This is a genomic window from Arthrobacter sp. Leaf337 (genome assembly GCF_001423745.1).
GTDB lineage: Bacteria > Actinomycetota > Actinomycetes > Actinomycetales > Micrococcaceae > Arthrobacter.
Genome location: NZ_LMPC01000012.1, coordinates 803,368 through 816,327, shown reverse-complemented (window position 1 = coordinate 816,327; position 12,960 = coordinate 803,368). Strand labels below are relative to the sequence as shown.

Below are 12,960 nucleotides of genomic sequence, written 5' to 3'. Positions count from 1 at the left end.
TCCGCGGAAGGGAAAGGGAGCAATGTTGCCAGCTCAGACGCCAAAGTCAGGCGGACCAACCACACCAGGGCTGCCCGGAAGAAGAGTCCGGATCCCACACACTTGGACTCCGTCGACGGATCGTACGCCGGCCACAGGTACGCCATGAGAGGTGCGGCTGAACCCGGAATGGCCTAGGAAACCGCGGGGCTGGGGCCGCAAAGTTATGTCGCCTGCCACAGAGAACTACATGAACTGGTGAAGAAGGAGTCAGGAGGAAAAGACCAAAATGCAGGCCGAAGAGCCGTCCGTGCACAAACGTGTGCACAATGTGCACACACCCTTTGGCCGGACAAACTCACGAAAAGTGCACTCTACCTAGCTCACCGAAGGCAGCTATGCGGGGAAAATGTCGAAGAAAGTTCGTCGTGGTCATGTCGTCACCACAACTCCAAGCCATGAATGAGTGACGGCCAACAACTGGCCAACGGAAACAGCTAGTAAGGACCACACATAGCCTTAGATCCCAGCAGGCGGAGGGGGCCAGGCCAGGACCCTGATCCCGCCACCCACAAAACCGAACAGGCGACCGCGGCGCCGGGCACAGACCGCGTGCAGTGTCAGAGGGACGCGCCGAGGGTCAATGTCCACACATTAAAGCAAAAACCCCTCTGACGAGGGGTTATGCGTGCCCGAGGTGGGACTCGAACCCACACACCTTTCGATACCGCATTTTGAGTGCGGCGCGTCTGCCAATTCCGCCACTCGGGCGCGGATTACACGGAAGTAACAATCTTAGGCCCACAGCAGAGTTGTGAGCAACGCGATCGCTTCCAGTGCGCGAAATTACTCTACATGCAGATAGGCTGAATTCCAGAATCGCGCCAGCGCAGCCGCAACGAAACCAAGCAGTTCCAAGTACCTCGGCGGGCACAACTAAGATGGACTAGTTCCCGCCGTACCTTTCAAGGAGTTCCCGTGTCAGAACAGACGGAGTCAAACCCCAACAGCCAGCCGGCGCGCCGCGTTATTGTCGCCGAGGACGAGACCCTTATCCGCCTGGACATCATCGAAATCCTCCGGGGCGAGGGCTATGACGTCATCGGCGAAGCGGACAACGGCGAGAAGGCCGTGCAGCTCGCCGAGGAACTCAAGCCCGACCTCGTCCTGATGGACGTCAAGATGCCGGTCATGGACGGCATCTCAGCCGCCGAGAAAATCGTGAAGGCCCGCATTGCCCCGGTAGTGCTCCTCACGGCCTTCAGCCAGAAGGAACTCGTGGAGCGCGCCCGTGACGCCGGCGCCATGGCCTACGTGGTCAAGCCCTTCACCCCCGCGGACCTGATCCCCGCCCTGGAGATCGCACTCTCCCGCCATGAGGAGATCAAGGCCCTCGAAAACGAGGTCTCCGACCTCCAGGAGCAGTTCGCCACCCGCAAGCTCGTAGAACGCGCCAAGAGCCTGCTCACCACCAAGATGGGCCTCACCGAGCCCGAGGCCTTCCGCTGGATCCAGAAGACCTCCATGGACCGCCGCCTCAGCATGCGCGAGGTCGCCGAAACCATCATCAACCAGGTCAACTAACCGCTTCTGATTGAGCTTGTCGATTTCGACAAGCTCAATCACCGGGAGACAACAAAGACAAAAAAGGGAGGATCCCCGCCAACCGGCGGGGATCCTCCCTTTTGTTCTGCGTGCGACTCCCGCCGCACGCAGTGGAGGCCTAGGCCTTCTTCTTCTTTTCCGGCCAGGGTCCGAGCTTTTCCTTGTTGCTGGACGCTTCGCCCGCGAAAGTGGAGTCGGCGAGGTCGCCCACCTTGTGCACCTTCAGCGAGTTGGTCGAACCGGCTTTTCCGGGAGGGGAACCGGCAGCGATGACCACCAGGTCACCGTCCTCCACCAGGTTCAGTTCCAGCAGGCTGCGGTCAACCTGGGCCGTCATTTCGTCGGTGTGGTCCACCATGGGAACCAGGACCGGCTGGATGCCCCAGGTCAGCGCAAGCTGGTTCCACACGTGCTCCACCGGAGTGAACGCGAAGACCGGCTTGACGGGACGCAGGCGGGACAGGCGGCGTGCGGAGTCGCCGGACTGGGTGAAAGCACAGATGTACTTTGCGTCCAGCTGGTCGGCGATTTCGACGGCGGCACGGGTGATGGCGCCGCCACGGGTCTTGGGCTTGGTGCCCAACGGGGGGACGCGCTCGAGGCCGTGGACCTCGGTGGATTCGATGATCCGGGCCATGACCTTAACGGTTTCGATTGGGTACTTGCCCACGCTCGTCTCGCCGGAGAGCATGACTGCGTCGGCGCCGTCGAGCACTGCGTTGGCGCAGTCCGAAGCCTCTGCACGGGTGGGGCGCGGGTTGTCGATCATGGACTCGAGCACCTGGGTGGCCACGATGACCGGCTTGGCCCAGCGGCGGGCCAGTTCAATGGCGCGCTTCTGGACGATCGGCACCTCTTCGAGCGGGAGCTCCACGCCGAGGTCGCCACGGGCCACCATGATGGCGTCGAACGCGTCGATGATCTCGTGCAGCTGGTCAACAGCCTGCGGCTTCTCGATCTTGGCGATGACCGGAACGCGGCGTCCCTCTTCGTCCATGATTTCGTGGACGCGCTTGATGTCCGAGGCGTCACGGACGAAGGACAGGGCTACCATGTCCACACCGCGGCGCATGGCCCAGCGCAGATCGTCCTCGTCCTTCTCGCTCAGAGCGGGAACGTTGACGGCAACACCGGGAAGGTTGATGCCCTTGTTATTGGACACGAAGCCGCCGACGGTCACCTGGGCGACCACCTTGACGTCGTCGACCTCGATGGCCCGCAGGGCCACCTTGCCGTCGTCGATCAGCAGCGCGTCACCGACGTTGACGTCGTCGGTCAGGCTCTTGAGCGTGGTGGAGCAAATTTCCTTGGTGCCGGGAACGTCTTCGGTGGTGATGGTGAAGATGTCGCCAACGGCCAGTTCGTGCGGACCGTCAACAAAGCGGCCCAGACGGATCTTGGGGCCCTGGAGGTCGGCCATGATGGCAACGGGTTTGCCGAGCTGCTTCGATGCCTTGCGGACGTTCTCATACGTCACGTCGTGCACCGAGTAGTCGCCGTGGCTCATGTTCATGCGGGCAACATCCACGCCGGCTTCAACAACTGCGAGGGTGTTCTCGAAGCTGGAAATAGCCGGTCCGAACGTTGCCACGATTTTTGCGCGTCTCATATACCTACCCTATTGGTGTGTTTCTGGATTGGAGTTATACCGCAGGTGAACTTCCGTGGTCCCCCGATTGTGACTGCAGAGTTGTGACTAGAGAACGGCGATCGCCCGGTCGGTTGGGGCAACCGGGGCAGGCAGGATCGTGGTTCCCATCAGGAACTTGTCTACCGCTGCCGCGCAGGCGCGGCCTTCGGCGATGGCCCACACAATGAGCGACTGGCCGCGGCCGGCGTCGCCGGCAACGAACACACCCTCGGTGTTGGTCATGTAGTAGCCGTCACGGGCCACGTTGCCGCGGCCGTCGAATTCGGCGTGGACCTGCTCGGTAATGCCGGCAGGCTCCGCACCGGTGAAGCCCAGGGACAGGAACACCAGGTCCGCGGGAATGATCCGCTCGGTGCCGGCCTTGGGGAGGCGCTTGCCGTCCACAAACTCGGTCTCGGCAACCTTGACGCCGGTGAGCTTGCCATTTTCGCCAACGAACTCCACTGTGGAGGCGAGGTACGTACGCTCGCCGCCCTCTTCATGCGCACTCGCAACCTCAAAGAGGGTGGGGAACGTGGGCCAGGGCTGGTTCGGCATACGCTCCACGGACGGCTGCTTGCCGATCGCCAGCGTAGTCACCGAAGCGGCACCGTGGCGGTGGGCGGTGCCGAGGCAGTCGGCACCGGTGTCGCCGCCGCCGAGGATCACCACGTGCTTGCCCTTGGCGTGGATCTGGTTTTCCACCTGCTCCCCCGCCACCACGCGGTTGGCCGGAACAAGGTAATCCATGGCGTAGTGCACGCCCTCAAGCTCGCGGCCCGGGATGGGCAGGTTACGCGGCACGGTGGCGCCGGTGGCAACCACCACGGCGTCGTACCGGCGGCGAAGCTGCTCCCAGGTCACGTCAGTACCGACGGCGACTCCGGTCCGGAAGCGGGTGCCTTCGGCCTTCATCTGCTCCAGTCGGCGGTCGACCTGTTCCTTCTCCATCTTGAAGTCGGGGATGCCGTACCGCAGGAGGCCGCCGATTTTGTCGTCGCGCTCGTACACGGCAACGGTGTGGCCCACGCGGGTCAGCTGCTGCGCGACGGCGAGTCCGGCGGGGCCGGAACCGACGACGGCGACCGTCTTGCCCGTCAGGCGGGTCGGCGGCAGCGGGTTGACCCAGCCGTTGTCAAAGGCTTCATCGATGATGGAGACCTCGACCTGCTTGATGGTCACCGCGGGCTGGTTGATGCCCAGCACGCAGGACGCTTCGCAGGGAGCCGGGCACAGGCGGCCGGTGAATTCGGGGAAGTTGTTGGTGGCGTGCAGCCGCTCAATCGCTTCCTCGCCCTTATCCCGCCATACGAGGTCGTTCCACTCGGGAATCAGGTTGCCCAGCGGGCAGCCCTGGTGGCAGAACGGCACGCCGCAGTCCATGCAGCGGCCGGCCTGGCTTTTCAGGACACCCTTTTCCTGGGCCTCGTAAACTTCCTTCCAGTCCATGATGCGGACGGGAACGGGACGGCGCGGCTGGGTTTCACGCTGACGTACTTTCAGAAATCCGCGTGGATCAGCCACCGGTCACCTCCAGGATTCGAGACCATACTTCTTCGCCATCGGGGTCCAGGCCCTCTTCGATCGCGTCGAGACGTGTCTGCAATACGGCCGCGTAGTCGCGCGGCAGGACTTTGGTAATGCGGGCTGCGGTGTCGTCGAAGTTTTCCAGCAACCGCTGCGCGTGCAGGGATTCGGTTTCCTCGACGTGCTTGACCAGCAGGCCGTGGACAATGTCGCGGTCCTCGGCGTCCAGTTCGCGCAGCTGCAGTTCGCCGGACTCCAGCGCCTGCTTGTTCACCCGGGTGGTCCGCAGGTCCAGCACGTAGGCCGTTCCGCCGGACATGCCCGCACCGAAGTTGCGGCCCGTACGTCCGATGATGAGCGTCTGGCCGCCGGTCATGTACTCGCAGCCGTGGTCGCCGATGCCTTCGACAACCGCGGTGGCGCCGGAGTTACGGACCAGGAAGCGTTCGCCCACCTGGCCGCGCAGGAACATCTCGCCGCTGGTGGCACCGTAACCGATCACGTTGCCGGCGATCACGTTACTTTCGGCCTGGAACACGTTGGTGCGGTCCGGCCGGACGATGATGCGGCCGCCGGAAAGGCCCTTGCCCACGTAGTCGTTCGAGTCGCCGAACATGCGCAGGGTGATGCCGGCGGGCAGGAAGGCGCCCAGCGACTGGCCTGCGGTGCCGGTCAGCGTGATGTCGATCGTATCCGTCGCCAGGACGTCCGTGCTGAACGTCTTGGTGACGACGTGGCCCAGCATGGTGCCCACGGAGCGGTCCGTGTTGATGACGTCCACGGCGATCTTCACCGGGCTGCGGTCGGTCAGCGCCTCGGCGGCCATGGTGATGAGCCGCTGGTCGAAGTGCTTGTCCAGCTCGTGGTTCTGGCCGGTCAGGTTGCGCAGCGGGGCGTCGTCGTCGAACTCGAGTCCGTGCAGGATCGGGTCCAGGTCCAGCCCTTCGGCCTTCCAGTGGTTGATCGCCTCACGGGTATCCAGCATTTCGGCGTGGCCGATGGCCTCTTCGATGCTGCGGAACCCGAGCTCCGAGAGGATTTCGCGGACTTCTTCGGCCAGGAACTCGAAGAAGTTCACCACGAACTCCGGCTTGCCGCTGAAGCGGGCCCGCAGTTCAGGGTTCTGCGTCGCAACGCCCACGGGGCAGGTGTCCAGGTGGCAGACGCGCATCATGATGCAGCCCTCCACCACCAGCGGTGCCGTGGCGAAGCCGAATTCCTCGCCGCCAAGCAGCGCGGCGATCACGACGTCGCGGCCGGTCTTCAGCTGACCGTCCACCTGCACCACCACGCGGTCGCGCAGGCCGTTGAGCATCAGGGTCTGCTGGGTCTCTGCGAGACCCAGTTCCCACGGAACACCGGCGTGCTTGAGCGAGTTCAGCGGCGAGGCGCCGGTACCGCCGTCGTGACCGGAAACCAGTACGACGTCGGCCTTCGCCTTGGTGACACCGGCGGCAACTGTGCCGATGCCCACCTCGGAAACGAGCTTGACGTGCACCCGCGCCGAAGGATTGGCGCGCTTCGCGTCATAGATCAGCTGGGCGAGGTCTTCGATCGAGTAGATGTCGTGGTGCGGGGGCGGGGAAATGAGTCCGACGCCGGGGGTCGAGTGGCGCGTCCGGGCAACCCAGGGGTACACCTTCTGCGCCATCAGCTGGCCGCCTTCGCCGGGCTTGGCACCCTGCGCCATCTTGATCTGGATGTCGTCGGCGTTGCTCAGGTACAGGCTCGTGACGCCGAAGCGGCCCGAGGCGATCTGCTTGACGGCCGAGCGGCGCTCGGGGTCCAGCAGGCGGTCCACGTCCTCGCCGCCTTCACCGGTGTTGGACTTGCCGCCGAGCCGGTTCATGGCAATCGCCAGGGTCTCGTGGGCTTCCTTGGAGATGGACCCGTAGCTCATCGCACCGGTGGAGAAGCGCTTGACGATGCTGGAGACGGGCTCCACTTCCTCGAGCGGCACCACGGGACGGGCACCGTTCTTGAACTTCAGCAGGCCGCGGAGGGTCATGAGGTTCTCGGACTGGTCGTCCACGCCGCGGGTGTACTGCTTGAAGATGTCATAGCGGCGTTCACGCGTGGCGTGCTGCAGCCGGAAGACCGTCTCCGGGTTGAACAGGTGCGGTTCGCCGTCGCGGCGCCACTGGTACTCGCCGCCGCCGAGCAGCGGACGGTGCGGCTGCTCGATGCCGCCTTCCGGGTAGGCCATCTGGTGCCGGGCGGACACTTCAGCCGCGATGACGTCGAGTCCGACGCCGCCGAGCTGGGAGTGGGTTCCGGCAAAGAATTCGTCCACCAGTTCCTGGCCGAGGCCAAGGGCTTCGAACGTCTGCGCACCGGTGTAGGAGGCAACCGTGGAGATGCCCATCTTGGACATGATCTTCAGGACGCCCTTGCCGAGGCCCTTGATCAGGTTGTAGACACCGTCCTGCGGAGTGACGCCAACAACGTCGCCGGTGCTGATGAGCTGTTCCACGGATTCCATGGCCAGGTACGGGTTCACGGCGGAGGCGCCGTAGCCGATCAGGACTGCCACGTGGTGCGTCTCGCGGACGTCGCCGGCCTCGACCACCAGGGCGGTCTTGGTCCGGTTGGCGCTGCGCAGCAGGTGGTGGTGCACGGCGCTGACCAGCAGCAGCGACGGAATCGGTGCCCACTGGGCGTTCGAGTCGCGGTCCGAGAGCACCACGTACTGCACGCCGCGGTTGATGGCACCGGAAACCTGCTCGCAGATCTCCGTCAGGCGGGCACGCAGCGCGTTTTCGCCGCCTTCGGGGCGGTACAGGCCGCGGACCTTCATGGCGATCCTGTCGCCGTCCGGGCTTTCGATATTGGCGATCTTGGCGAGCTGGTCGTTGTTGATCACCGGGAACGGCAGCGAAACCTGCGGCTGCCGGACCTGCTTGGTGTCCAGCAGGTTGCCGTTCGGGCCGATGGCGCACATCAGCGACGTAACCAGTTCTTCGCGGATGGCGTCCAGCGGCGGGTTGGTCACCTGCGCGAAGGACTGCACGAAGTAGTCGAAGAGGAGCCGCGGACGCTTGGACAGCACGGCCACCGGAGTGTCGGAACCCATGGCGCCCAGTGGCTCGGCACCGGTGCGGGCCATCGGGCCCAGCAGGATCTTCAGTTCCTCGGTGGTGTAGCCGAAGGTCCGCTGGCGGATGTTCACGGACGCGGCCGTGTGCACCACGTGCTCGCGTTCCGGCAGCTCGTCGAGGTCGATCAGGTTGTCCTTGACCCACTCCGCCCACGGGTTGGCGGCGGCGACTTCGGCCTTGACCTCTTCATCGTCGATGATCCGGCCGGCCTCGGTGTCCACCAGGAACATCTTGCCCGGGGAGACCCGGCCCTTTTTGACCACCTTGGAAGGTTCGACGTCGATGACGCCCACCTCGGAGGCGAACACCACCAGTCCGTCTTCGGTGATCCAGTAGCGGCCGGGGCGCAGACCGTTGCGGTCCAGCGTTGCGCCCACCAGGCTGCCGTCGGTGAACGAGACAGCGGCGGGGCCGTCCCACGGTTCCATCAGCAGGGAGTGGTACTCGTAGAACGCCTTGCGGGCAGGATCCATCGTGGCGTGGTTTTCCCAGGCCTCGGGGATCATCATCATGATCGAGTGCGTGATGGGGCGCCCGGAGAGCCAGAGCAGCTCGGCCACTTCATCGAACGACGCCGAGTCGGAGGCGCCCGGGGTGCAGATGGGGTACAGCTCCTCGGGGGAATCCCCCAAAAGCGGGTTGGCCAGCTGGGACTGGCGCGCACGCATCCAGTTCCGGTTGCCCTTGACGGTGTTGATTTCACCGTTGTGGGCGATGGTGCGGAACGGCTGGGCCAGCGGCCAGGACGGGAACGTGTTGGTGGAGAAGCGCGAGTGGACGATCGCGAGCTTGGTCTTGAATCGCTTGTCCGAGAGGTCCGGGTAGAACGGCTCCAGCTGGGCGGTGGTCAGCATGCCCTTGTAGACGATGGTCCGGGAGGACAGCGACGGGAAGTACACGCCGAACTTGTTCTGGGCACGCTTGCGGATGCGCCAGGCACGGGAGTCCAGTTCGTTGCGCTCCAGCACTTCCCCGGTGCTGGAGGCAAAGAACGGCTGGGAGAAGTACGGCATGCAGGCCCGGGCCATGGCACCGACAAGGTCGGCCACGATCGGGACCTCGCGCCAGCCCAGGACGGTGAGTCCTTCATCGGCCGCGAGGCCTTCGATGCCTGCCTTGGCGGCATCGGCTTCACGCTGCTCGGCCGGCAGGAATGCCGTACCTGCGACGTACTGCCCGGGCGCCGGAAGCTCGAACTCGGTGACGGCGCGGAAGAACTCGTCCGGGATCTGCATGAGCAGCCCGGCGCCGTCGCCCGTTCCTTCGTCGGCGCCCACGGCGCCGCGGTGCTCGAGGTTGCGCAACGCAGTCAGGGCGGCATCGACGATGTCGTAGCCCGGCTCACCGCGGAGTGTGGCGATGATGGCCAGGCCGCAGGCGTCCTTCTCCTGCTCCGGGTTGTAGAGACCACTGGCCTCCGGCAGCGCCGCGAACCGTTTGAACGGCGACATGGCGGCGGCCGGCTGGTCCGGCTCGGACCAACTGGGGCTGTGAAGAGTTTGGGTCATGGGAGACGTCCTTCCTCCTGATCGTGCGTATGGAAGGGACAACGTTGGCCCCACTCGCGGTGCCTGTGTGATGGGCACAACAAAGTGTTACTTACTGGAAATTGTAGGTCAGCCCGGCCTGCTGAACTAACAGTTACGCAGGCCCTGACCTGGGCTTGACCCGGCAGCAGCTCTGTGCTGACGGGAAGGGGCCCTGGTGCCACGACGCTGTGGGAACGGGCGGTGCGGGCGGTAGCCCTGCTGCCCGGTTTGCCGGCCCTGACTACTTGGTGCGGTCAGTGTCCGGCGCGGATCCGGAGTCCTGGTGAACGGAATTTTCAGCTGCCTGCCCGCCCTTTGCGGGCGTGGTGCCGACAGCTGGTTCCTTCACCGCTTCAGTTGGGGCGGAAGTGTGCCCCGGACCGCTTTGGTTATCAGGGAGATTACCACGGGACTCACTATCTGAGACACTCTTGTCCGCATGCCGGATAGTTTTGCCGTCCGCCGGAACAGTCGCCAACTCGCCGTCCTTGCCAGGCGTGTCACCGTCCTTGTCGGCTGGAACGTGCCCGTCCAGGTACGCGGTATCCGGCTCATCGCGCTTGCGGAGCCCCAGCACCACGAACACGATCAGTGCCACGAGGAACACGACGATGCTGGTCCACACGTTGAGGCGCGTGGTGATGCCGAACAGGCTGATCTGTTCTGCATCGTCGATCCGCATGGCTTCGATCCAGACCCGGCCCAGCGTGTAGTACATGGCATAGAGCCAGAACAGCCGCCCGCGGCGGAAGTTGAACTTCCGGTCCAGGGCCAGCAGGATCACCACGCCCGCGATGTTCCAGAGGGACTCATAGAGGAACGTCGGGTGGAAGAGGGTGTCCGCCGGCATCCCCGCCGGGAAGTTGGCGTTGTCGGCATCGATCTGGAGGCCCCAGGGAAGCGTGGTGGGTGCGCCGAACAGTTCCTGGTTGAAGTAGTTTCCCCAGCGCCCCACGGCCTGGGCAAGCAGCAGCCCGGGGGCTGCGGCGTCCAGGAACGCAGTGAGCTTGACACCTGCCCGGCGGCAGCCGATCCACGCGCCCACGGCGCCGAGCAGGACAGCACCCCAGATCCCCAGGCCGCCGCGCTGGATCTGCGGGATCAGGGAAAGGTCACCGGTGCCGTCGAAGCCCGGGCCGAAGTAGGCGTCCGGGGAAGAGAACACGTGGTAGAGACGGCCGCCGATGATGCCGAACGGGATGGCCCAGATGGCGATGTCCCACAGGCTGCCCTCCGGAGTGCCGCGCTTGGTCCAGCGGACCGACGTCAGCCACAGGCCAACAACGATTCCGGCCAGGATGCACAGCGCGTACGCATGGATGCGCAGCGACCCCCACGGCAGCGGGATGTCGAACCCGGACCAGTCCGGGCTCGGAATGCTGGCGGGGAGCATGGCCGCCGCGTGGAGGACAGTCTGCATTGTTTAGGCTTCTTCCCTGGTCAGGCCGGTGCTGAGGTCTTTGGTCAGGGCGGCAACTGCGTCCACGCCGCCGTCGCGGATGGCGGCGACGAGCGCCGTACCCACGATCACGCCGTCGGCGTACGCCGCGATCTCGCGGACCTGGCCGGCGTTGGAGACGCCAAGGCCTACACACACCCGCTCGGCCCCGGCAGCATGCGCGGCGGCCACGACGCCTTCCGCGGCATCGCTGACGGACGACCGGGCTCCGGTGACGCCCATGATGGACACGGCGTACACGAAACCGCGGCTGGCATCCACCGTGCGCTTCATGCGCTCCGGCGACGACGACGGTGCCACGAGGAACACCCGGTCCAGGCCGTACTTGTCCGAGGCAGCCATCCACTCGGAGGCTTCATCGGGAATCAGGTCAGGGGTGATCAGCCCTGCTCCCCCGGCTTCGGCCAGCCGGCGGGAGAATTCATCCACGCCCATCCGGACCACCGGGTTCCAGTAGGTCATCACCAGGACGGCGGCATCGGTCTTGCTGGTGATGCCGCGGACCACGTCAAAGACCTCGCGGACGTGGAAGCCCTTGGCGAGGGCCTCGGTGGTGGCAGCCTGGATGACCTGACCGTCCATGACGGGGTCGGAGTACGGGATCCCGATCTCGATCAGGTCGGCGCCGTTCTCGGCCAGCGCGATGCCGGCGGCGATGGTCTGCTCCACGCTGGGGTAGCCGGCGGGAAGGTAGCCGATGAGGGCGGCCCGCCCTTCAGCGCGTGCCTTGTCAATGGCGGCTGCTGACTTGCTGGTGCTGGTGATGTCCTGAACGCCGGTCACAGCTGTTCCCCTTCTTTGCCGATCTCGGCCTCTACGGAATCCTTGTCCAGCAGGTCAAACCATTCAGCGGCCGTGGCCACGTCCTTGTCGCCTCGCCCGGAGAGGTTCACGATGACAATCTTGCTGTCAGCGGCCTTCCCCTCGGCTGCAGCTTCGGCGGCGAGGCGCTGGCCAACCTTGATGGCGCCGGCCAGGGCGTGCGCGGATTCGATCGCGGGGATGATGCCCTCGGTCCGGCACAGAACCCGGAAGGCATCCATGGCTTCGGCGTCCGTAATGGGCTCGTAGCTGACGCGGCCGATGTCCGCCAGGTAGGCGTGCTCCGGTCCCACGCCCGGGTAGTCGAGGCCTGCTGAGATGGAGTGCGACTCGATGGTCTGTCCGTCGTCGTCCTGCATCAGATAGGAGCGCGCGCCGTGGAGCACGCCGGGCTTGCCCAGGGTGATGGTGGCCGCGTGGCGTCCGGTGTCCACGCCGTCGCCGCCGGCCTCGAAGCCGTAGATCCTGACGGAAGGATCATCCAGGAAGCCGTGGAAGATGCCGATCGCGTTGGAGCCGCCGCCGATGCAGGCGCAGACCGCGTCCGGAAGACGTCCGGCCTGTTCCAGGATCTGGGCGCGGGCTTCCTCGCCGATGACCTCGTGGAAGTACCGCACCATCGCGGGGAACGGGTGGGCTCCGGCGGCCGTGCCGAGCAGGTAGTGGGTGTGGTCAACGTTGGCCACCCAGTCGCGGAGTGCCTCGTTGATGGCGTCCTTGAGGGTCTGCGAGCCGCTGGTCACCGGAATGACCGTGGCGCCCAGCAGCTCCATGCGCGCAACGTTCAACGCCTGGCGCCGGCAGTCCTCGGCGCCCATGTAGACAACGCATTCGAGGCCCAGCAAAGCAGCTGCAGTGGCACTGGCCACGCCGTGCTGGCCGGCGCCGGTCTCGGCGATCACGCGGGTCTTGCCCATGCGCTTGGCGAGCAGGGCCTGGCCCAGCACGTTGTTGATCTTGTGCGAACCGGTGTGGTTGAGGTCCTCGCGCTTGAGGAACACGCGCACTCCCCCGGCGTGCTCGGCGAAGCGTTTGGCCTCGGTGAGCAGGGACGGACGGCCGGAGTAGTTCTTGTTCAGGTCCTTGATCTGGGCGACGAAGTCCGGGTCGGCCTTGGCCTTCTCGAAGGTGTCTTCCAGCTCATCCAGGGCCGCGATGAGGGATTCGGGCATCCAGCGCCCGCCGTAGGAGCCGAAGTACGGGCCCGGCGCGTGGCGTAGGGACCGGTCTCCTTGCAGAAATGCGTCCGCGGTGCCCTCATCAGAGCCGGTTGTTGGCGCGTCGACCATCGGTCTCACCATCCTGTTCCAC

7 protein-coding genes and 1 tRNA gene are annotated in these 12,960 nt (G+C 65.2%); 1 reads left to right on the top strand and 7 read right to left on the bottom strand.

Annotation, left to right across the window (positions count from 1 at the left end):
* Window positions 1–668: 668 nt before the first annotated feature.
* Window positions 669–750, bottom strand: a tRNA-Leu gene (locus ASF98_RS12975).
* A 207-nt stretch (window positions 751–957) separates the two neighbouring features.
* On the opposite strand from ASF98_RS12975, the gene ASF98_RS12970 reads away from it, so the two are divergent.
* Entirely contained in the window at window positions 958–1,563 is a 606-nt protein-coding gene (locus ASF98_RS12970) for an ANTAR domain-containing response regulator (RefSeq protein WP_028270772.1), read from the top strand.
* Window positions 1,564–1,702: 139 nt separating this feature from the next.
* Here the strand turns inward: ASF98_RS12970 and pyk are convergent, their stop codons facing one another.
* The 6 genes from pyk to trpB form a co-directional block, all read right to left on the bottom strand.
* The gene (pyk, locus tag ASF98_RS12965) at window positions 1,703–3,193 is read right to left on the bottom strand and encodes a pyruvate kinase (protein ID WP_055802306.1); all 1,491 of its coding nucleotides are present in this window, start codon (window positions 3,191–3,193) and stop codon (window positions 1,703–1,705) included.
* Window positions 3,194–3,280: 87 nt separating this feature from the next.
* On the bottom strand, window positions 3,281–4,738 hold the full coding sequence (locus ASF98_RS12960; RefSeq protein ID WP_028270774.1) for a glutamate synthase subunit beta: 1,458 nt from the start codon (window positions 4,736–4,738) through the stop codon (window positions 3,281–3,283).
* The gene (gene gltB, locus ASF98_RS12955) at window positions 4,731–9,347 is read right to left on the bottom strand and encodes a glutamate synthase large subunit (protein WP_055802304.1); all 4,617 of its coding nucleotides are present in this window, start codon (window positions 9,345–9,347) and stop codon (window positions 4,731–4,733) included. The genes ASF98_RS12960 and gltB overlap by 8 nt, the downstream gene beginning before the upstream one ends.
* A 262-nt stretch (window positions 9,348–9,609) precedes the next feature.
* Window positions 9,610–10,788: a prolipoprotein diacylglyceryl transferase gene (gene lgt / locus ASF98_RS12950; protein WP_055802301.1), complete on the bottom strand. Its 1,179-nt coding sequence runs from the start codon at window positions 10,786–10,788 to the stop codon at window positions 9,610–9,612.
* Between the two features lie 3 nt (window positions 10,789–10,791).
* Complete coding sequence (trpA, locus tag ASF98_RS12945; RefSeq protein WP_055802299.1) at window positions 10,792–11,610, bottom strand: tryptophan synthase subunit alpha; 819 nt, start codon at window positions 11,608–11,610, stop codon at window positions 10,792–10,794.
* Window positions 11,607–12,938, bottom strand: coding sequence for a tryptophan synthase subunit beta (gene trpB / locus ASF98_RS12940; RefSeq protein ID WP_055802298.1), 1,332 nt, complete (start codon window positions 12,936–12,938; stop codon window positions 11,607–11,609). Before trpB ends, trpA begins: the two co-directional genes overlap by 4 nt.
* Between the last annotated feature and the right edge of the window lie 22 nt (window positions 12,939–12,960).

Excerpts from the sequence above, each read along its gene's own strand:
- pyk (WP_055802306.1), bottom strand. The coding sequence starts at position 3,193 with ATGAGACGCGCAAAAATCGTGGCAACGTTCGGACCGGCTATTTCCAGC.
- trpB (WP_055802298.1), bottom strand. The coding sequence starts at position 12,938 with ATGGTCGACGCGCCAACAACCGGCTCTGATGAGGGCACCGCGGACGCA.
- lgt (WP_055802301.1), bottom strand. The coding sequence starts at position 10,788 with ATGCAGACTGTCCTCCACGCGGCGGCCATGCTCCCCGCCAGCATTCCG.
- gltB (WP_055802304.1), bottom strand. The coding sequence starts at position 9,347 with ATGACCCAAACTCTTCACAGCCCCAGTTGGTCCGAGCCGGACCAGCCG.